Here is a 19,891-nt window from a genome sequence, read left to right on the forward strand (position 1 = left end):
GCGCGTCGATACACTGCGCCGGATGCATTGCCTGCACCGCCTGCGGCTTCTCGCCTTGTCCTGCCTGGGCTTGCTCTGGGCCGCCGCGCCTTCGCTGGCGCAGGACGCGGGCCTGAAGATCGGCTCCAAGCGGTTCACCGAGTCGTACATCCTGGCCGAGGTCATGGCGCAGACCGCCGCGCCCCACCTGCCCGCACCGCCGCAACTGCGGCAAGGCCTGGGCAACACCGCGATCGTCTACGAGGCCCTGCGCGCGGGCAGCATCGACCTCTACGCCGAGTACACCGGCACCGTGGCGATGGAGATCCTCAAGAACCCGCAGCCGATGACGCGCGAGGCCCTGAACGCCGCGCTGGCGCCGCTCGGCCTCGGCATCGCGATCCCGCTGGGCTTCAACGACGGCTATGCGCTTGCCATGCGCGCGGCCGACGCCGAGCGGCTCGGCGTGCAGACCCTGAGCGACCTGGCGCGCCATCCCGAGCTGCGACTGGGTTTGTCGAACGAGTTCATCGGCCGCGCCGACGGCTGGCAGGGCCTCGCCGCGCGCTACGGCTTCGCGCAGAAGCCCACCGGGCTGGACCATGGCCTGGCCTACGACGCGATCGCCTCGAAGCAGATCGACGTGATCGACATCTACACCACCGACGCCAAGATCGATCACCTCGGCCTGCGCGTGCTCACGGACGACCGCGCCTACTTCCCGCGCTACGACGCCGTGGTGCTGTACCGGCTCGACGTGCCCAAGCGCTGGCCGGCGGCCTGGGCCGCGCTGGAGAAGCTCGAGGGCCGCATCGACGAGCGCGCGATGATCGCGATGAACGCTCGCGCCGAGCTGCAAAGCGTGGCCTTCGATGCGATCGCACGCGATTTCCTGGCGCAGGGCGGAACGGGTGCGAAGGCCGGTGGCGGCGAGGGCGCGCGCGGCTTCGTCGCCAAGCTCTTCGGCCCCGACCTCGGCCGGCTCACGCGCCAGCACCTGCTGCTGGTGGCGATCTCGGTCGGGCTGGCGATCCTGGTCGCCGTGCCGCTGGGCATCCTCGTGTTTCCGCATCTGCGGCTGCGGGCCGTGGTGCTCGGGCTCACGGGCCTGCTGCAGACCGTGCCCTCGCTGGCATTGCTGGCGCTGCTGATCTCGTTGATCGGCGCCATCGGCACCCTGCCGGCGCTGATCGCGCTCACGCTCTACTCGCTGCTGCCCATCATGCGCAACACCGTGACCGGGCTGGCCGAAGTGCCGGCCGGGCTACGGCAGGCGGGCACCGCGCTGGGCATGACGGGCGGGCAGAGCCTGCGGCTGGTGCAGTTGCCCCTGGCGCTGCCGACGCTGCTGGCGGGCGTGCGCACGGCGACCACCATCGCGATCGGGACGGCGACCATCGCGGCCTTCATCGGCGCGGGAGGATTCGGGGAGCGGATCGTGACGGGGCTGGCGCTCAATGACCGCGGGCTGCTGGTGGCGGGGGCGGTGCCGGCGGCGGTGCTGGCGTTGCTGAGCGAGGGAGTGTTCGAGGCGATCGAGTACTGGTTTCGACGGGGCCGGACCGCCTGACTCCCTCCCCTTCGGGGGAGGGAGCAAGACCTCAGGCCAGCGTGTACGCCGTCTTCACCACCGTAAAGAACTCCTGCGCATACCGCCCCTGCTCCCGCGGCCCGTAGCTCGACCCCTTGCGCCCACCGAAGGGCACGTGGTAGTCCACCCCCGCCGTCGGCAGGTTCACCATCACCATCCCCGCCTGGCTGTGGCGCTTGAAGTGCGTCGCGTACTTCAGCGAGGTCGTCGCGATGCCGGCCGACAGCCCGAACTCCGTGTCGTTCGCCGTCGCCAGCGCCTCCTCGTAGTTCTTCACCCGGATCACGCTCGCCACCGGCCCGAAGATCTCTTCCTTGTTGATGCGCATGCTCGCCACCGACTCGCTGAACAGCGCCGGCGACATGTAGAAGCCCTCGGTCGCGAGCTTCAGCCGATCGCCGCCCGCGGCCAGCGTGGCGCCTTCGCCCTGGCCGATCTCGATGTAGTCCAGGTCCTGGCGCAGCTGGCTCTCGCTGGAGACCGGGCCGATGTCGGTGCCCTGCGCCAGCGCATCGCCGACCTTGATCTTCGCCATGCGCGCCTTCATCGCCTCGATGAACTTCGGGTAGATGCCCTCGGTCACGATCAGTCGGCTGGATGCGGTGCAGCGCTGGCCGGTGGAATAGAAGGCGCTCTGCACGCTGAGCTCCACCGCCTGGTTCAGGTCGGCATCGTCCAGCACCACCTGCGGGTTCTTGCCGCCCATCTCCAGCTGTACCTTCTTGCCCTTCGTCGCGCACGCCACGGCGATGCCGCGGCCCACACCGACCGAGCCGGTGAAGCTGATGGCATGGATGCCGGGATGGTCGACCAGCGCATTGCCGATCACGCTGCCGCGGCCCATCACCAGGTTGAAGACGCCGGCCGGGATGCCCGAACGGCTGATGATCTCGGCCAGCGCCCAGGCGCAGCCGGGCACCAGGTCGGCGGGCTTCAAGACCACGCAGTTGCCGAAGGCCAGCGCCGGCGCGATCTTCCAGGCGGGGATCGCAATCGGGAAGTTCCACGGCGTGATGAGCCCGACCACGCCCACCGGCTCGCGCGTGATCTCCACGCCGATGCCCGGGCGCACCGAGGGAAGAACTTCGCCCGACAGGCGCAGGCATTCGCCGGCGAAGAACTTGAAGATGTGGCCCGCGCGCGTGGCCTCGCCGATGCCCTCGGCGCGGGTCTTGCCCTCCTCGCGCGCGAGCAGGGTGCCCAGCTCTTCCTTGCGCGCGAGGATCTCGTTGCCGATCTTGTCGAGCGCATCGCTGCGCGCCTGCACGCTGCCGGTGGCCCAGCCCGGGAAGGCCGCGGTGGCGGCCGCCACGGCCTCGTCGACCTGCACGGCGTCACCCTGGGCGTAGTGGCCCAGCACGTCTTCCAGGTTGCTCGGGTTGGTGTTGGGGCTGTAGCTGGCGCCCGCGCGCCATTCGCCGTTGATCAGGTTGTCGAAGTTCTGCATGGCAGTGTCCTTGGGGTCGGTCGAAAAAAGCACGGGGCCGCCTGGGCGGCCCGGCACGCTGTCTGAAGAATAGGCCGGGCGCCGCGCCTCGGCCAGTCACCCGCTCGGCCCGCTCGCCGCGATGGCCTACTGCGGCCCGAGCTTCTCGATCAGTGCCGCCAGTGCATCGTACTCGTCGGCCTTGAGCTCGGTGAGCGGTGTGCGCACCGGGCCCGCGTCATGCCCCACGACGCGCGCGCCGGCCTTCACGATGCTCACCGCGTAGCCCTGGCCCTTGTTGCGAATCTCCAGGTAGGGCATGAAGAAGTCCTTGAGCAGGCGGTGCTGCGTGGCCATGTCGTCGGCCGCCACCGCCTTGTAGAAGTCCATGGCGGTCTTCGGAATGAAGTTGAAGACGGCCGAGGAATACACCGGCGTGCCCAGCGCCTTGTAGGCCGCCGCGTAGACCTCGGCGGTCGGCAGGCCGCCCAGGTAGGCGAAGCGGTCGCCCATGCGCAGGTAGATGGAGCTCATCAGCTCGATGTCGCCGATGCCGTCCTTGAAGCCCACCAGATTGGGGCAGCGCTCGGCCAGCTTCGCCAGGGTGTCGGGGTAGAGCCGGCTCTGGCCGCGGTTGTAGACGATGACGCCGAACTTCACGCTCTTGCACACCGCCTCCACGTGCGCGGCCAGGCCTTCCTGGCCGGCTTCGGTCAGGTAGTGCGGCAGCAGCAGGATGCCGTGCGCGCCGGCCTTCTCGGCCGCCCGCGCACACTGGATCGCGAAGCGGGTCGGGCCGCCCGCGCCGGCGATGATCGGCACCTTGCCGCGGCAGGTCTGCACCGCGGTCTCGATGATCTCCGGGTACTCGTCAGCGGTCAGCGAGAAAAACTCGCCGGTGCCGCCGGCCGCGAACAGCGCGCTCGCGCCGTAGGGCGCCAGCCATTCGAGGCGCTGGACGTAGCCCTTCTTGTCGAAATTGCCCTCCGCGTCGAAGTCGGTCAGCGGAAAGGACAGCAGGCCGGAGCCCATGATGGATTTGAGTTCCTGGGGATTCATCGAGAAAAGATCCTGGAGAGAAGGGAAAAAGACGGAAGCGGACGGCAGGCCCGCGTTCAGTCCAGCTTGATCTGTGCCGCGTCGACCACCTTGGCCCAGCGCGCGCGTTCCTTGTTGAAGAACTGCTCCTGCTCGACCGGCGTCATGGTCACGACCTCGGCGCCCTGCCCGGCCAGGCGCGAACGGATGTCGGTCGAGCGGATGATGGCGACCAGTTCCTTGTTCAGGCGCTGGATCACCGCCTCGGGCGTGCCGCGCGGCGCCAGCATGCCCTGCCAGGTGCCGGACTCGAAGCCCGTAACGCCCTGCTCGGCGATGGTGGGCACGTCGCCGATCAGCGGCATGCGGGTGGCCTTGGAGACGCCCAGCACCTTGAGCTTGCCGCTCTGCACATGCGGCAGCGTGGCGAGCATGCCGTTCATCAGCACCTGGGTCTGGCCGCCCACCGTGTCCTGGATGGCCTGCACGCCGCCCTTGTAGGGCACGTACTGCCAGCGCGCGCCGCTGGCGCGCTCCAGCGCCACGCCGGCCAGGTGCGGCGCGCTGCCGGTGGCGGTGACGGCGAAGTTCAGATCGGACTTCTTCGACAGCGCGATCAGTTCCCTCAGGTTGGCCGCCGGGACCGAGGGATGCACCACCAGCAGATGCGGCGAGTAGGCCAGCATGGTCACGCCGCGCAGGTCCTTCGACGGATCGAAGGCGAGCTTGGTGTAGACGGAGGGGCTGATCGCCAGCGCGCCGACGTCGCACAGGAGCAGCGTGTAGCCGTCGCCCGGCGCCTTGGCCACGAGGTCCGCGCCGAGGTTGCCGTTGGCGCCCGCACGGTTCTCCACGATCACCGATTGCTTGAGCGCCTCCGACAGCGGCTGGCTGATGGCGCGGGCAATGATGTCGGACGAGCCGCCCGGCGGATAGGGCACCACGATGCGCAAGGGCTTCGAAGGCCAGGCGTCGGCCGCCGAGGCGTGGCCGGCCAGCAGGCTCGCGCCGACGGCGCCGAGCATGAGATCGCGTCGATTCAGGGTCATGTCATGTGTCTCCTGGAGGTGAAGGGACGAGTGCGCCGTGGGCCCACTCGGAGGTCGGATTGAGATTCTTAGTTATCAGTCATCGTACAACTAGGTCGACGACTTGTCCAGCATTGCGCTCCGAAAGCGCTCAGGTTGCCGTGCCGCCGCCGGACGCGGGCGCCTGCGCCTCGCGCTGGGCCGCTTCCTGCGCCAGGCGCAGGCGCTCGCGGCTGTTGGTCAGGTGGATGCGCATCGCCGCGCGGGCCGACTCCGGATCCTGCCGCGCGATGGCGGCGTAGATCTCCTCGTGCTCGCGGTTGACGCGGCTCAGGTACTCGCCGCGCCGGTCGTGGGTGCGGATCGCGCTGATGCGCGTGCGCGGAATGATGGTGGTGCCCAGGTGGCTCATGATGTCCGCGAAGTACGGATTGCCCGTGGCCTGCGCGATCTGCAGATGGAAGCGGAAGTCGGGCGCCACCGTGTCCCCCGCCTCCTCCACGTTGCGCTGGAAATCGTCGAGCGCCCCGCGCATCGCGAACAGCTGCTCCTCGGTGCGCCGGGTGGCGGCCAGCCCGGCGGACTCGGTCTCCAGGCTGATGCGCAGTTCCAGCACCGCCAGCACGTCGACCGTGGTCGCGATGTCGGAGCCCTCCAGCCGGAACATGCCCGCCGCGCGGGGCTGCAGCACGAAGGTGCCGATGCCGTGGTGCGTCTCCACCAACCCGCCGGCCTGCAGCTTCGACAGCGCCTCGCGCACCACGGTGCGGCTGACGCCGTAGGCTTGCATGATGGCCGACTCGGTGGGCAGCTTGTCGCCCGGCCGCAGCTGCTGGCTGCGGATCTTCTCGCCCAGGTCGTCGACCAGGCCGTGCGCCAGGCCGCGCCCGCGACGGCGCGGGCTGCCGCCCAAGGCGGCCGGCTCGGCGGCTGAGGTTGACCCCGTTGACAGGCTCGACATGCGGTGATGATAATCACCCGAGTGTTGTATGACAACCGATAACTTACGACTTCAAAGAGACAAGAGACGATGAGCGCCCCCTCCTCCACCCCGCCCCGCCTGAATCGCCTGCTGCTCACGGGGGCCGCCGGCGGCCTGGGCAAGGTGCTGCGCGAGCGCCTTCGCCCCTTTGCCGAGACGCTGCGCGTGTCCGACATTGCCGCGCTTGCGCCCGCCACGGGCCCGCACGAGGAAGTAATGCCCTGCGACTTGGCCGACAAGGCCGCGGTCGATGCGCTGGTCGCCGGCTGCGACGCGATCGTGCACCTGGGCGGCGTCTCAGTGGAGCGCCCTTTCGAAGAGATCCTCGAAGCCAATATCAAGGGCATCTTCCATCTCTACGAAGCTGCGCGGCGCCACGGCGTGAAGCGCGTGGTCTTCGCGAGCTCGAACCATGTGATCGGCTTCTACAAGCAGAGCGAGACGATCGACGCCCACGCCGCGCGCCGGCCCGACGGCTATTACGGCCTGTCGAAATCCTTCGGCGAGGACATGGCCCAGTTCTACTTCGACCGCTGGGGCATCGAGACGGTCAGCATCCGCATCGGCTCCTCCTTTCCCGAGCCTGCCAACCGCCGGATGATGAGCACTTGGCTCAGCTACCGCGACCTCACGTCACTGATCGAGAAGTCGCTCTTCACGCCCGAGGTCAAGCACACGGTGGTCTACGGCATGTCGGCCAACCGCGACGTCTGGTGGGACAACCACGCGGCCGCGCACCTGGGCTACCAGCCGCAGGACAGCTCGGAAGTCTTCCGCGCCAAGGTCGAGGCCCAGCCGCCCGTGGCCGCCGACGACCCCAACGCGATCTACCAGGGCGGCGCTTTCACCGCCCAAGGCCCCTTCGGCGATTAACCCCATGTCCACGCAGGCCGAGCTCGTGGTCGATGCCCGCTGCGGCACCGGCGAAAGCCCCGTCTGGTCGATGGCCGAGCAGGCGCTCTACTGGGTCGACATCCCGGGCCGCGCCCTGCATCGCTGGTCGCCCGACGGCCACCGCCATTGGACCGGCGAGGAGATGCTCGCCTGCATCGCGCCGCGCGCCGATACGCCGGGCCAGTGGATCGCAGGCATGGAAAGCGGCCTGTTCTCGATCGCGCCGCAGGACGACGGCACGCTCGCCGCCACGCCCCTCGCGCAGGTGGCGCACGCCCGGCCCGGCATGCGCTTCAACGACGGCCGCTGCGACCGCCAGGGCCGCTTCTGGGCCGGCACCATGCTGATGGACATGGGGGCCGGCGCGCACGTGGGCCGGCTCTATCGCCATGACGGCGACGGGCAACTTCCATCGCTGCAGCTCGAGGAGCTGATCGTCCCCAACGGCCTGGCCTTCAGCCCCGACGGCCGCACGATGTACCTCTCGGATTCGCACCCCAGCGTGCAGGCCATCTGGGCCTTCGACTACGACACCGCCACCGGCACCCCGACGAACCGCCGCCTGTTCGTCGACATGAATCCCCTGCCCGGCCGCCCCGACGGCGCCGCGGTCGACGCCGACGGCTGCTACTGGATCTGCGGCAACGACGCCGGCCTGGTGCACCGCTTCACGCCGCAAGGCAAGTTGGACCGCTCGCTCGAAGTGCCGGTGAAGAAGCCCGCGATGTGCGCCTTCGGCGGCCCGAAGCTCGACACCCTCTTCGTGACCTCGATCCGCCCCGGCGGCGATCTCTCCGACCAGCCGCTGGCCGGCGGCGTGTTCGCGCTGCGCCCCGGCACCCAGGGCATCGCGGAGCCCGCCTTCGGCAGCTGACGACTCCCAAGTTTTTCGTTTCGACAAACCACCACCAACAGAGGAAGACAAATGAAGTTCAACCGCACCCTGATCGCCCTGGCGGCCGGCGCCCTGGGCCTGGCCGCGCAGGCCGTCGAGTTCCGTTCGGCCGACGTGCACAACAGCGACGACTACCCGACCGTGGCCGCGGTCAAGCACATGAGCGAGCTGCTCGACAAGCGCAGCAACGGCAAATACAAGATCAAGGTCTTCAACAAGGGCGCCTTGGGTACCGAGAAGGAGACCATCGACCAGGTGAAGATCGGCGCGCTGGAGATGACCCGCGTCAACATCAGCCCGCTGAACTCGCTGTGCGCCAAGACGCTGGTGCCCACCATGCCCTTCCTGTTCGACTCGATCGCGCACATGCGCAAGTCGCTCGACGGCCCGGTCGGCGAGGAGATCCTGAAGAGCTGCGAGCCCGAGGGCCTGGTCGGCCTGGCCTTCTACGACAGCGGCGCGCGCTCGATCTACGCCAAGAAGCCGGTGAAGACCCTGGCCGACGCCAAGGGCATGAAGATCCGCGTGCAGCAGTCGGACCTGTGGGTGTCGCTGATCAACGCCATGGGCGCCAACGCCACGCCGGTGCCGATCGGCGAGGTCTACACCGGCCTGAAGACCGGGCTGATCGACGCCGCGGAGAACAACATCCCCTCCTACGACGGCTTCAAGCACTACGAGGCCGTGAAGTTCTACTCGCGCACCGAGCACTCGATGGCGCCCGAGATGCTGGTGATGTCGAAGGCCGTCTACGACAAGATGTCCAAGGCCGACCAGGACATGTTCCGCGCCGCGGCCAAGGAGTCGGTCACCTTCCAGCGCCAGAAGTGGGACGAGCAGGAAGCCAAGTCGCTGGAGGTGGTCACCAAGGGCGGCGCCACCATCGTGTCCGACGTCGACAAGGCCTCGTTCCGTGCGGCGATGGCGCCGGTGTACGCCAAGTTCATCTCCACGCCGGACCTGCAGCGGCTGGTCAAGGCCATCCAGGACAACAAGTGAGCGCAGGGGTCGTCGAAGCGGAGGCGGCGCGTCCGCCCTCCCGCCACCTGTACTCGCGGGTGTGCGCGCTGCTGTCCAAGGTCAGCCTGATGCTGGCCGTGGTGCTGCTGATCGCGATCATCGCGTGCGTGCAGTACCAGGTGGTCGGGCGCTACCTGCTCAACGACACGCCGGTCTGGGCCGAGGGGCTGGCGCTGCAGCTGGTGCTGTACGTCACCGCGCTGGGGGTGGCGGTGGGCGTGCGCGATGCCGGCCACATCGGCCTCGATTCGCTGGTCGCCCTGCTGCCGGAATCGCTGCGCCTCAAGGTCGAGATCCTGATCCACGCGCTGGTGGCGCTGTTCGGCGCCATCATGGTGTCCAGCGGCTGGCTCTGGACCCGGCTCAAGTGGAGCGACATGAAGCCCATGCTGGGCATCCCGGTGGGCGTGGACTACCTCGCGCTCGTGATCGCGGGCGCCTTGATCGTCCTGTTTTCGGTTGAACACATCGTGGCACTGCTGCGTGACGAGGAAGTGGTGCCTGCATGGAACTAGCGGTCCTGTCCTTCAGTTTTCTTGCGCTGCTGGTGATCGGCGTCCCGGTGGCGTTCTCGATCGGCCTCGCCTCGGTCGCCACCGTGATGTATGCCGGCCTGCCGGTCGCGGTGGTGTTCCAGAAGATGGTCGGCGGGATGCAGATCTTCTCCTTCCTGGCCATCCCCTTCTTCGTCTTCGCCGGCGAGCTGATGCTGTACGGCGGCATCGCCCAGCGCATCGTGCGCTTCGCCAACAGCCTGATCGGCCATGTGCGCGGCGGGCTCGGCATGAGCAACGTGATTGGCTGCACGCTGTTCGGCGGCGTGGCGGGCTCGCCGGTGGCCGACGTGTCGGCCATGGGCTCGGTGATGATCCCGCTGATGAAGCGCGAGGGCTACGACGCGGACTATGCGGTCAACGTCACCACCCACGCGGCGCTGGTCGGCGCGCTGATGCCGACTTCGCACAACCTCATCATCTTCACGCTGGCCACCACCGGCATCGCCTCGGTCAGCGTGCTGAGCCTGATCCTGGCGGGGCTGGTACCGGCGCTGATCCTGACGCTGTGCAACCTGGCTGCCGCCTACTACGTGGCGATCAAGCGCGGCTACCCGATCCGCGGCGCCTTCCCCGGCTGGGGCGAGGTGCTGGCGGCCTTCATCGGCGCGCTGCCGGGGCTGCTGATCGTGGCGATCATCCTGGTCGGCATCCTGTCGGGGGTGTTCACCGCCACCGAGTCGGCGGCCACTGCGGTGCTGTGGGCGCTGGGCGTCACGGTGCTGGTGTACCGGTCGCTGAGCTGGAAGGACTTTTTGAAGGCCTGCGCCAAGGCCTGCAAGACCACCGGCGTGGTGCTGCTGCTGATCGGCATCTCCTCGGCCTTCGGCTACTTCATGGCGCTGTACGAGGTGCCGCAGAAGACCGGCGAGCTGATGACCTCGTTCTCGAGCAGCCCCTGGGTCATCTTCCTGATGATCAACGTGCTGCTGTTCGTGCTGGGCACCTTCCTGGACATGGCCGCCACGATCCTGATCTGCACGCCGATCTTCCTGCCGATCGCGATGCAGTTCGGCATGAGCCCGGTGCAGTTCGGCATCGTGATGCTGATCAACTGCGCGCTGGGCCTGAACACGCCGCCGGTGGGCACCACGCAGTTCATCGGCTGCGCGATCGGGGGGGTGTCGGTCGGGCAGGTGATGCGATCGATCTGGCCTTTCTACGGGGCGCTGCTGGTGTGCCTGATGCTCGTGACCTACGTGCCGAGCTTCTCGCTGTGGCTGCCCGACCTCTTCTCCGCACCCAAATGAGCAAACCTCTCTGCATCACCATGCACGAGCGCGACAACGTCGCGATCGTGGCCAACGAGGGCGGCCTGCCCGCGGGCACCGTCTTCCCCTCCGGCCTGACCCTGGTCGAGAAAGTGCCGCAGGCGCACAAGGTCGCGCTGGTGGACATCCCGCAGGGCGGCGAGGTGCTGCGCTACGGCGTGGTCATCGGCCGGGCCTCGAAGCCCATCGCGGCCGGCAGCTGGGTGCATGAGCGCCTGCTGGAGATGCCCGCCGCGCGCTCGCTCGATGGCCTGCCCATCGCCACCGCGAAGCCCGCGCCGCCGCAGCCGCTCGAGGGCTACACCTTCGAGGGCTACCGCAATACCGACGGCTCGGTGGGCACGCGCAACATCCTGGCCATCACCCAGACCGTGCAGTGCGTGGCCGGCGTGACCGATTTCGCCGTCCAGCGCATCAAGGCCGAGCTGCTGCCCAAATACCCGAACGTGGATGACGTGGTGGCGTTGGAGCACGGCTACGGCTGCGGCGTGGCCATCGATGCACCCGATGCGGTCATCCCCATCCGCACCCTGCGCAACATCAGCCTCAACCCCAACTTCGGCGGCGAGGTGATGGTGGTCAGCCTGGGCTGCGAGAAGCTGCAGCCTGAGCGGCTGATGCCGCCCGGCACCATCCCGCTGGTCGACGAGCGCAACGTGGCCGACGTCGGCGACAGCGCCGATGCGAAGCTCGACGTGGTCTGCCTTCAAGACGAGGCCCACGTGGGCTTCATGTCGATGGTCGATTCGATCCTGCGCCAGGCCGAGGAGCACCTGGAGCGCCTGAACGCCCGCCAGCGCGAGACCGTGCCCGCCAGCGAGCTGGTGGTCGGCGTGCAGTGCGGCGGAAGCGACGCCTTCTCGGGCGTCACGGCCAACCCGGCCGTGGGCTTCTGCACCGACCTGCTGGTGCGCGCCGGCGCCACCGTGATGTTCTCCGAGGTGACCGAGGTGCGCGACGGCATCGACCAGCTCACCGCCCGCGCCGCCACGCCCGAGGTGGCCGAGGCCATGATCCGCGAGATGGCCTGGTACGACGCCTACCTGGACAAGGGCCGGGTCGACCGCAGCGCCAACACCACGCCCGGCAACAAGAAGGGTGGCCTGTCCAACATCGTCGAGAAGGCGATGGGCTCGATCGTGAAGTCGGGCTCGGCGCCGATCTCCGGCGTGGTCCCGCCCGGCGAGAAGGCGCGGCAGCGGGGCCTGCTCTACGCCGCCACGCCGGCTTCCGACTTCATCTGCGGCACGCTGCAGCTGGCCGCCGGCATCAACCTGCATGTCTTCACCACCGGCCGCGGCACGCCCTACGGCCTGGCCGAGGTGCCGGTGATCAAGGTGGCCACGCGCAGCGAGCTGGCGCGCCGCTGGCACGACCTGATGGACATCAACGCCGGGCGCATCGCCGACGGCGAGGCCAGCATCGAGGACATCGGCTGGGAGATGTTCCGCCTGATGCTCGACGTGGCCAGCGGCCGCAAGAAAACCTGGGCCGAGCACTGGAAGCTGCACAACGCCCTGGTGCTGTTCAACCCCGCACCCGTCACCTGAACAGGAGATCGCATGGAAGACCTCAAAGGCAAGACCGCCCTCGTCACCGGCGCCAGCACCGGCATCGGTGCCGCCGTCGCGCGGGCCTACGCAGCGCGCGGCGTGCGCGTGGCCGTTCACTACAACCGCTCGGCGGGCCCGGCGAACGAGGTGGTCGCAGCCATCACCGCCGCCGGCGGCGAGGCCTTTGCGCTGCAGGGCGATGTGCGCGACACCGAAGCCATCCGGCGCGTGGTGCGCGAGACCATCGCACGCTGGGGCGCCATCGACATCCTCGTCAACAACGCAGGCAGCCTGGTCAAGCGCGTGCCGATCGCCGAGTTCGACGATGCGCTGTTCGACGATGTGCTGCACATCAATGCGCGCTCGGTGCTCGCCTTCTGCCGCGAAGTGGTGCCCCTCATGCGCACCCAGGGGCGCGGCGGCAGCATCATCAATGTCTCGTCGGTCGCGGCGCGCCACGGCGGCGGCCCCGGTGCCTATCTCTATGCCGGCGCGAAAGGCTTCGTCAGCACCGCGACGCGCGGCCTCGCCAAGGAGCTCGCGGCCGACCGCATCCGCGTCAACGCGGTGGCGCCGGGCGTGATCCAGACGCCCTTCCACGACCAGTTCTCGACGCCGCAGATGCTCGAATCGTTCCGGGCCACGATTCCGATGGCCCGCATCGGCGAGCCCGACGACTGCGTGGGCGCCTTCCTCTATCTCGCATCGGAGCAGCTCTCGAGCTACGTGACGGGCCAGATCCTCGAGGTCAACGGCGGCCAGTACATGCCGTGAAACCCCCGACCGCAAGAAAGAAAAGAACATGCATCCGACATCCGCTTTCCGCGCGCTGCGCCGCCTCGCGCTCTTCATCGTGCCGGGCTTCGCCATGATCGGCGGCAGCGCATCGGCCGCCACCTGGGTTTACGTGTCCAACGCGGACAGCCAGGAGATCTCCGTGCTCGAACTCGACCGCAGCCAGGGCACGCTCAAGCCCGTGGAGTCGGTGAAAGTCGGCGGCCAGGTGATGCCGATGGCGGTGAGCCCCGACAAGCGATTCCTGTACGCCGCGCTTCGCTCGCAGCCCTTCCGCGTCGCGAGCTTCGCGATCGACGGCGCCAGCGGCAAGCTGAAGAAGCTGGGCGAGGCGCCGCTGGCCGACAGCATGGCCAACATCGACACCGATGCCACCGGCCGCTGGCTGTTCGCGGCCTCCTACCCGGGGCACAAGATCACGGTCAACAGCATCGACCCGAAGACGGGCAGCGTCGGGCCGATCCAGCAGTTGCTCCCCACCGCACCCAACGCGCACGCGATCCACGCCGATGCCGCCAATCGCTTCGTGCTGGCGACCAGCCTGGGCGGCGACAACGTCTCGAGCTGGCGCTTCGATGCCCAGACCGGCGTCTTGTCGCCCAATGACCCGGCGCTGACGACCGGCGTCGCAAAGTCGGGACCGCGCCACTTCATCTGGGACAAGGCGCAGCGCAACGTGTACCTGCTGAACGAGCTCGACGCCGCGCTGCATGTGTATGCCTGGGACGCCGCCCGCGGCACGCTGCAGCTTCAGCAGAGCACCACGGTCCTGCCCGCGGGCTTTACCGGCAAGGCCTGGGCCGCCGATCTTCACCTCACGCCCGACGGGCGCTACCTCTATGCCTCGGAGCGCACGTCCAGCACCCTGTCGGGCTTCCAGGTGGACGCCGCGACCGGCCGGCTGCAGCCGCTGGGCCAGACACCGACCGAGAAGACACCGCGCGGCTTCGCCATCGATCCGAGCGGCCGCTTCCTGGTTGCCGTCGGCCAGGAGTCCCACAGCGCCTCGGTGCATCCGATCGACGCCGCGACCGGCGCCCTGGGCGCGCCCCAGCGGCTGCCGCTGGGCAAGAACCCGAACTGGGTCGAGATCGTGGAGATGCCGTGAGGGCGCAGGCGCCCCGAATGCTGCGCCTTCTTATTAATTACCTGAACCTCAAGGAGACACCGTCATGCAACGCCGCACCCTGATCCACACCGCGCTCGCCTCGCTCGCCGCCGGCCTGCCGGCCCTGCCCGCTTTCGCGCAGGGCGCCTGGCCCACCGGCAAGGCCATCACCTACCTCGTCCCCTTCCCGGCCGGCGGCACCACCGACGTGCTGGGCCGCCTGATCGGCCAGAAGCTCGGGCCCGCGCTGGGCACCAGCGTGATCATCGACAACAAGGGCGGCGCCGGCGGCAGCGTAGGCTCGGAGATCGCCTCCCGCGCCGCGCCGGACGGCTACACGATCCTGGGCGGCACCATCAGCTCGCACGCGATCAACGTGAGCCTTTATCCCAAGATCGGCTACGACCCGCAGAAGTCCTTCGCCCCGGTGACGCTGATCGGCACCAACCCGGTGGTGCTGGTGGTGAACCAGGCCAGCCCCTACAAGACGCTGAAGGACGTGCTGGAGGCAAGCAAGGCCAAGGCGGGCGGGCTCTCTTCCGCCTCGGCCGGCACCGGCACCTCGCAGCACCTGACGCTGGAACTGCTGGCCTACAAGTCGGGCGTGAAGTTCACGCACGTGCCCTACAAGGGCAGCGGCCCGGCGATCCAGGACGTGATCGGCGGCCAGGTCGACATGATGTTCGACACCACCGTGGTCGCCGGACCGCACATCCAGAGCGGCAAGCTGCGCGCGATCGCCGTGAGCTCGGCCAAGCGCCTGGCCTCCATGCCCGACGTGCCGACGGTGGCCGAATCGGGCCTGCCGGGCCTGAAGGACTTCGAGGTGCTGTCCTGGCAGGCGATCTTCGTGCCGGCCGGCACGCCGGCGCCGATCATCGACCGGCTGCACACCGAGATCGGCAAGATCCTGGCCCAGCCCGAGATGCAGGACAAGCTCAAGGGCTTCGGCATGCAGCCGGCCGACCTGACGACCGCGCAGATCGCGGCCTTCCAGAAGGCCGAGGTCGAGAAATGGGCGCAGGTGATCAAGGCGGCGAACATCAAGCCGGAGTAGGTGCCGTCCCGCAAGCGACAGGAAGGGCGGTCGATAGAATCGCCTTCCTTTTTCGGGAGTCCTCTCCTTGTCCGACCGTTTCGCCGTCCTGCCGCAGTACCTGTTCCCCAAGCAGGCGCTGACCAACTTCGCCGGCTGGGTCGCGGGCAAGGAGCGCGGCGCGCTCACCACCTGGATCATCCGGCGCTTCGTTGCCAAGTACGGCGTCGACATGGGGGAGGCGCTGAACAGCGACATCGCGAGCTACCCCAGCTTCAACGAGTTCTTCACCCGTGCGCTGAAGCCCGGCGTGCGGCCGATCGCGCAGGCCGACCTGGTCTGCCCGGTGGACGGCGCGATCAGCCAGTTCGGCGCCATCGAGGGCGACCAGATCATCCAGGCCAAGGGGCACCGCTACAGCACCACCGCGCTGGTGGGCGGCGACGCGGCGCTGGCCGCGCAGTTCCGGCACGGCAGCTTCGCCACGCTGTACCTGAGCCCCAAGGATTACCACCGCATCCACATGCCCTGCGACGCTCGCCTGCTGCGCATGATCCATGTGCCGGGCGAGCTGTTCTCGGTGAACCCGGTCACGGCGCGCGGCGTGCCCGGCCTGTTCGCCCGCAACGAGCGCGTGGTCTGCGTCTTCGAATCGGCACGCGGGCCCTTCGTGCTGGCGCTGGTCGGCGCCACCATCGTCGGCAGCATGGCCACGGTCTGGCACGGCGTGGTCAACCCGCCGCGCAGCGGCGAGCTGCGGGAGTGGCACTACACCGACCAGCAGGTCCTGCTGCGCCAAGGCGAGGAAATGGGCCGCTTCCTGCTGGGCTCCACGGTGGTGATGCTGTTCCCCAAACCGCCGCTGCAATTCAACCCGGCCTGGGCGCCGGGCGGTGCGGTCCGGCTCGGCGAAGCGATGGCACGGCACCAAGGCGCCTGAAGGCCCCGCATTCGCAGCCCGCGGCTGGCCTGATCGGCCAGCTATGAAACTTGTAGCACCTCGTCATCTGGGCTATAGTCCCCGGCCCGGTCCGGTGGACGGGGTTTCAACAAGAACATGGCGGCGCCTTGCGCCAGCCGCCGTCGACCCGAGGAGATGTCCCTCATGAGCCGCCGGGCCGTTCCCAAGGCGAATACCGTAGCGCGCAGCGCGGAGGTTACTGAATGAGCAGCAAGGAAAACGCAGCCGTCAGCCAACTGCTCGCGCTGCTCGAAGCCCGCTATGCGCTGCGCGTTCTCTGGGCGCTGCGCGACGGCCACGCCCAGACCTTCCGCCTGCTGCAGGACAGCGTCGGCAACATCACGCCCAACACCCTCAACACCCGCATCAAGGAATTGCGCGAGGCCGGCATCGTGAGCCACGGCAGCGAGGGCTACAGCCTGACGCCCAGCGGCCAGGACCTGCTCAAGCGCCTCTCCGACCTGCAGGCCTTCGCGGTGAAATGGCAGCTGAACCAGGTCAGGAAGAACACGCCCGTGCCGGTCAAGCCGGTCGCGCCGCCGCCGCCGGAGGCACCCCTGGCGCCTCGTTAAACTGCGGGGCTTTCCTTCCACTTCCCCAAGGACCGCCATGCCCACCACCCCCTCCGGCCTCCAGTATGAAGACAGCGTCGTCGGCGACGGCGCCGAAGCCAAAGCCGGCCAACATGTGCATGTGCACTACACCGGCTGGCTCTACAACGACGGCGTGCAAGGCGCCAAGTTCGATTCCAGCCGCGACCGCAACGACCCCTTCGCCTTCTCGCTGGGCGCCGGCCAGGTCATCAAGGGCTGGGACGAAGGCGTCGCCGGCATGAAGATCGGCGGCAAGCGCACGCTGATCATTCCGCCCGCCCTGGGCTATGGCGCGCGCGGCGCCGGCGGCGTGATCCCGCCGAACGCCACCCTGAAGTTCGACGTCGAGCTGCTCGACGCCCACTGAGCGATCTGTGCGGCGCGCCCCCGCGCCGCCTCCGAAATGCGCCTCCCGAGGCGCATTTTTTTCTTGAAATCTGCGCCGCTGGCCCCAGTTGGCCCCCGATCGATTCTTTTTCTTGAGTTCCCGGCGAGGCCGCCGGCTTTTTGAGCATGACTGACCCGCAAAACCACCAATCGAATCCCGAAACCCTGCAAGGCGAAGCGAGCCCAGAGGAGCTGGAGGCCGCGCAAGCCGCCAACGAGGCGGACGCGCTGGCGGCCACCGGCGCCGAGATCGCCGAGCTCAAGGCCAAGAACGCCCAGCTGGCCGACCAGTTCCTGCGGGCCCAGGCCGACGTGCAGAACGCGCGCCGCCGCGCCGACGAGGAAATCACCAAGGGCCGCAAGTTCGCCATCGAATCTTTTGCCGAGAGCCTGGTGCCGGTGCTCGACAGCCTCGAGGCCGGCCTCGCGCACAAGGACGCCACGCCCGAGCAGATCCGCGAAGGCGCCGAAGCCACGCTGCGCCAGCTCAAGAGCGCGCTGGAACGCAACAAGGTGATCGAGATCGCGCCGGCCGCCGGCAGCAAATTCGATCCGCACCAGCACCAGGCGATCTCCGTGGTGCCGGTCGAGGGCCAGGAGCCCAACACCATCGTCGGCGTGCTGCAGAAGGGCTACACCATCGCCGAGCGCGTGCTGCGCCCCGCGCTGGTGACCGTCACACCGGCCAACTGAGCCACCCACACGAAACCCACAGGAAATCCCCGCTCCTTCCCTTGAATCGAGACGGGTTATCCACAAGTTCACAACAACATCTTTTTCGCGTTCAGGAGTAAACAGCATGGGCAAAATCATCGGCATCGACCTCGGCACCACGAACTCGTGCGTGTCGATCATGGAAGGCAACACCACCCGGGTGATCGAGAACTCGGAAGGCGCCCGGACCACGCCCTCGATCGTTGCTTACCAGGAAGACGGCGAAGTGCTCGTCGGCGCCTCGGCCAAGCGCCAGGCGGTCACCAACCCCAAGAACACCATTTACGCGGTCAAGCGCCTGATCGGCCGCAAGTTCGAGGAGAAGGAAGTCCAGAAGGACATCGACCTGATGCCCTACAGCATCACCAAGGCCGACAACGGCGACGCCTGGGTCGAAGTGCGCGGCAAGAAGCTGGCGCCCCCGCAGGTCAGCGCCGAGATCCTGCGCAAGATGAAGAAGACCGCCGAAGACTATCTCGGCGAGGCCGTGACCGAGGCCGTGATCACCGTGCCGGCCTACTTCAACGACAGCCAGCGCCAGGCCACCAAGGACGCCGGGCGCATCGCCGGGCTGGACGTCAAGCGCATCATCAACGAGCCGACCGCGGCCGCGCTGGCCTTCGGCCTGGACAAGCAGGATCGCGCCGACCGCAAGATCGCGGTCTATGACCTGGGCGGCGGCACCTTCGACATCTCGATCATCGAGATCGCGGACGTCGACGGCGAGAAGCAGTTCGAGGTGCTGTCGACCAACGGCGACACCTTCCTCGGCGGCGAGGACTTCGACCAGCGCGTGATCGACTACATCATCGGCGAGTTCAAGAAGGACCAGGGCGTGGACCTGAGCAAGGACGTGCTCGCCCTGCAGCGCCTGAAGGAAGCGGCCGAGAAGGCCAAGATCGAGCTGTCGAACAGCGCGCAGACCGACGTCAACCTGCCCTACATCACGGCCGACGCCTCGGGCCCCAAGCACCTGAACATCAAGCTCACCCGCGCCAAGCTGGAATCGCTGGTCGACGAGCTGATCGAGCGCACCATCGCGCCCTGCCGCACTGCCATCAAGGACGCCGGCGTGTCGGTCAACGACATCCATGACGTGATCCTGGTCGGCGGCATGACCCGCATGCCCAAGGTGCAGGAGAAGGTGAAGGAGTTCTTCGGCCGCGAGCCGCGCAAGGACGTGAACCCCGACGAGGCCGTCGCCGTGGGCGCCGCGATCCAGGGCCAGGTGCTCTCGGGCGACCGCAAGGACGTGCTGCTGCTCGACGTGACCCCGCTGTCGCTCGGCATCGAGACGATGGGTGGCGTGATGACCAAGATGATCACGAAGAACACCACGATCCCGACCAAGTTCGCCCAGACCTTCTCGACCGCGGACGACAACCAGCCGGCCGTGACCATCAAGGTGTTCCAGGGCGAGCGCGAGGTCGCCGCGGGCAACAAGCTGCTCGGCGAATTCAACCTCGAGGGCATTCCGCCGGCCGCGCGCGGCACGCCGCAGATCGAGGTGAGCTTCGACATCGACGCCAACGGCATCCTGCACGTCGGCGCCAAGGACAAGGGCACCGGCAAGGAAAACAAGATCACCATCAAGGCGAACTCGGGCCTGTCGGAAGACGAGATCCAGAAGATGGTGAAGGACGCCGAGCTCAACGCGGCCGAAGACAAGAAGAAGGTCGAACTGGCCCAGGCCCGCAACCAGGGCGAGGCGATGGCGCACAGCGTGAAGAAGTCGCTGGCCGAGCACGGCGCGAGCCTGGAGGCCGGCGAGAAGGAAAAGATCGAGGCGGCCATCAAGGAGCTGGAAGAGGTCCTGAAGGGCGAGGACAAGGCGGCGATCGAGGACAAGACCAACACGCTGATGACGGCGAGCCAGAAGCTTGGCGAGAAGATGTACGCCGACGCCCAGGCCGCGGCCGGCGCGTCCGGAGCGGCAGCCGGCGGCGCGGCGGGTGCTGGCCCGGAAGCAGCAGGCAGCGGCCCGGCCGACGACAACGTGGTCGATGCCGAGGTCAAGGAAGTCAAGAAGGGTTGATCTCCAAACCCTGATGCAAGGCTGGATCTCC

The 19,891-nt window shown here is 68.1% G+C and carries 19 protein-coding genes; 15 read left to right on the forward strand and 4 right to left on the reverse strand.

Features of this window, described 5'->3' with window-relative positions; all coding sequences use genetic code 11:
- The first annotated feature begins 22 nt into the window (after positions 1–22).
- Positions 23–1,549 (forward strand): ABC transporter permease/substrate-binding protein, encoded by a 1,527-nt coding sequence (locus AC3A6X_RS10595; protein WP_487842138.1) that lies wholly within the window; start codon positions 23–25, stop codon positions 1,547–1,549.
- 31 nt (positions 1,550–1,580) lie between these two features.
- Here the strand turns inward: AC3A6X_RS10595 and AC3A6X_RS10600 are convergent, their stop codons facing one another.
- The 4 genes from AC3A6X_RS10600 to AC3A6X_RS10615 all read right to left on the reverse strand — a co-directional run bounded on the left by AC3A6X_RS10600 (position 1,581) and on the right by AC3A6X_RS10615 (position 6,023).
- Positions 1,581–3,017, reverse strand: a complete 1,437-nt coding sequence (locus AC3A6X_RS10600) for an aldehyde dehydrogenase family protein (RefSeq protein WP_487842139.1) — start codon at positions 3,015–3,017, stop codon at positions 1,581–1,583.
- Positions 3,018–3,143: 126 nt separating this feature from the next.
- The gene (gene kdgD / locus AC3A6X_RS10605; protein ID WP_487842140.1) at positions 3,144–4,055 is read right to left on the reverse strand and encodes a 5-dehydro-4-deoxyglucarate dehydratase; all 912 of its coding nucleotides are present in this window, start codon (positions 4,053–4,055) and stop codon (positions 3,144–3,146) included.
- A gap of 56 nt (positions 4,056–4,111) precedes the next feature.
- A complete protein-coding gene (locus AC3A6X_RS10610) occupies positions 4,112–5,083 on the reverse strand; it encodes a Bug family tripartite tricarboxylate transporter substrate binding protein (RefSeq protein WP_487842141.1) in 972 nt (323 codons plus the stop codon).
- Between the two features lie 130 nt (positions 5,084–5,213).
- A complete protein-coding gene (locus AC3A6X_RS10615) occupies positions 5,214–6,023 on the reverse strand; it encodes a FadR/GntR family transcriptional regulator (protein WP_487842142.1) in 810 nt (269 codons plus the stop codon).
- A 69-nt stretch (positions 6,024–6,092) separates the two neighbouring features.
- On the opposite strand from AC3A6X_RS10615, the gene AC3A6X_RS10620 reads away from it, so the two are divergent.
- The 14 genes from AC3A6X_RS10620 (at position 6,093) to dnaK (ending at position 19,860) form a co-directional block, all read left to right on the forward strand.
- Positions 6,093–6,917: an NAD-dependent epimerase/dehydratase family protein gene (locus AC3A6X_RS10620; RefSeq protein WP_487842143.1), complete on the forward strand. Its 825-nt coding sequence runs from the start codon at positions 6,093–6,095 to the stop codon at positions 6,915–6,917.
- A 4-nt stretch (positions 6,918–6,921) separates the two neighbouring features.
- Positions 6,922–7,812: a glucurono-1,5-lactonase gene (locus AC3A6X_RS10625; protein ID WP_487842144.1), complete on the forward strand. Its 891-nt coding sequence runs from the start codon at positions 6,922–6,924 to the stop codon at positions 7,810–7,812.
- A gap of 51 nt (positions 7,813–7,863) precedes the next feature.
- Positions 7,864–8,832 carry a TRAP transporter substrate-binding protein gene (locus AC3A6X_RS10630; RefSeq protein WP_487842145.1) on the forward strand — a complete coding sequence of 323 codons (969 nt, stop codon included), beginning with the start codon at positions 7,864–7,866 and terminating at the stop codon, positions 8,830–8,832.
- A 47-nt stretch (positions 8,833–8,879) separates the two neighbouring features.
- Positions 8,880–9,368 carry a TRAP transporter small permease gene (locus AC3A6X_RS10635; RefSeq protein WP_487842427.1) on the forward strand — a complete coding sequence of 163 codons (489 nt, stop codon included), beginning with the start codon at positions 8,880–8,882 and terminating at the stop codon, positions 9,366–9,368.
- Positions 9,359–10,657 (forward strand): TRAP transporter large permease, encoded by a 1,299-nt coding sequence (locus AC3A6X_RS10640; protein WP_487842146.1) that lies wholly within the window; start codon positions 9,359–9,361, stop codon positions 10,655–10,657. The genes AC3A6X_RS10635 and AC3A6X_RS10640 overlap by 10 nt, the downstream gene beginning before the upstream one ends.
- Positions 10,654–12,228, forward strand: coding sequence for a galactarate dehydratase (gene garD / locus AC3A6X_RS10645; protein WP_487842147.1), 1,575 nt, complete (start codon positions 10,654–10,656; stop codon positions 12,226–12,228). The genes AC3A6X_RS10640 and garD overlap by 4 nt, the downstream gene beginning before the upstream one ends.
- 12 nt (positions 12,229–12,240) lie before the next feature.
- A complete protein-coding gene (locus tag AC3A6X_RS10650) occupies positions 12,241–13,005 on the forward strand; it encodes an SDR family NAD(P)-dependent oxidoreductase (protein ID WP_487842148.1) in 765 nt (254 codons plus the stop codon).
- A gap of 94 nt (positions 13,006–13,099) precedes the next feature.
- Positions 13,100–14,134 (forward strand): lactonase family protein, encoded by a 1,035-nt coding sequence (locus AC3A6X_RS10655; RefSeq protein ID WP_487842428.1) that lies wholly within the window; start codon positions 13,100–13,102, stop codon positions 14,132–14,134.
- Positions 14,135–14,198: 64 nt separating this feature from the next.
- Positions 14,199–15,191 (forward strand): Bug family tripartite tricarboxylate transporter substrate binding protein, encoded by a 993-nt coding sequence (locus AC3A6X_RS10660; RefSeq protein ID WP_487842149.1) that lies wholly within the window; start codon positions 14,199–14,201, stop codon positions 15,189–15,191.
- A 67-nt stretch (positions 15,192–15,258) separates the two neighbouring features.
- A complete protein-coding gene (gene asd / locus AC3A6X_RS10665; protein ID WP_487842150.1) occupies positions 15,259–16,110 on the forward strand; it encodes an archaetidylserine decarboxylase in 852 nt (283 codons plus the stop codon).
- Positions 16,111–16,334: 224 nt separating this feature from the next.
- Entirely contained in the window at positions 16,335–16,703 is a 369-nt protein-coding gene (locus AC3A6X_RS10670; RefSeq protein ID WP_309970053.1) for a winged helix-turn-helix transcriptional regulator, read from the forward strand.
- Between the two features lie 37 nt (positions 16,704–16,740).
- The gene (locus AC3A6X_RS10675) at positions 16,741–17,091 is read left to right on the forward strand and encodes an FKBP-type peptidyl-prolyl cis-trans isomerase (protein ID WP_106556012.1); all 351 of its coding nucleotides are present in this window, start codon (positions 16,741–16,743) and stop codon (positions 17,089–17,091) included.
- A gap of 146 nt (positions 17,092–17,237) precedes the next feature.
- Positions 17,238–17,804, forward strand: coding sequence for a nucleotide exchange factor GrpE (gene grpE, locus AC3A6X_RS10680; RefSeq protein WP_487842151.1), 567 nt, complete (start codon positions 17,238–17,240; stop codon positions 17,802–17,804).
- Between the two features lie 106 nt (positions 17,805–17,910).
- Entirely contained in the window at positions 17,911–19,860 is a 1,950-nt protein-coding gene (gene dnaK, locus AC3A6X_RS10685) for a molecular chaperone DnaK (protein WP_487842152.1), read from the forward strand.
- Positions 19,861–19,891: the final 31 nt, after the last annotated feature.

The organism is Variovorax sp. Soil_C_12 (assembly GCF_057657375.1).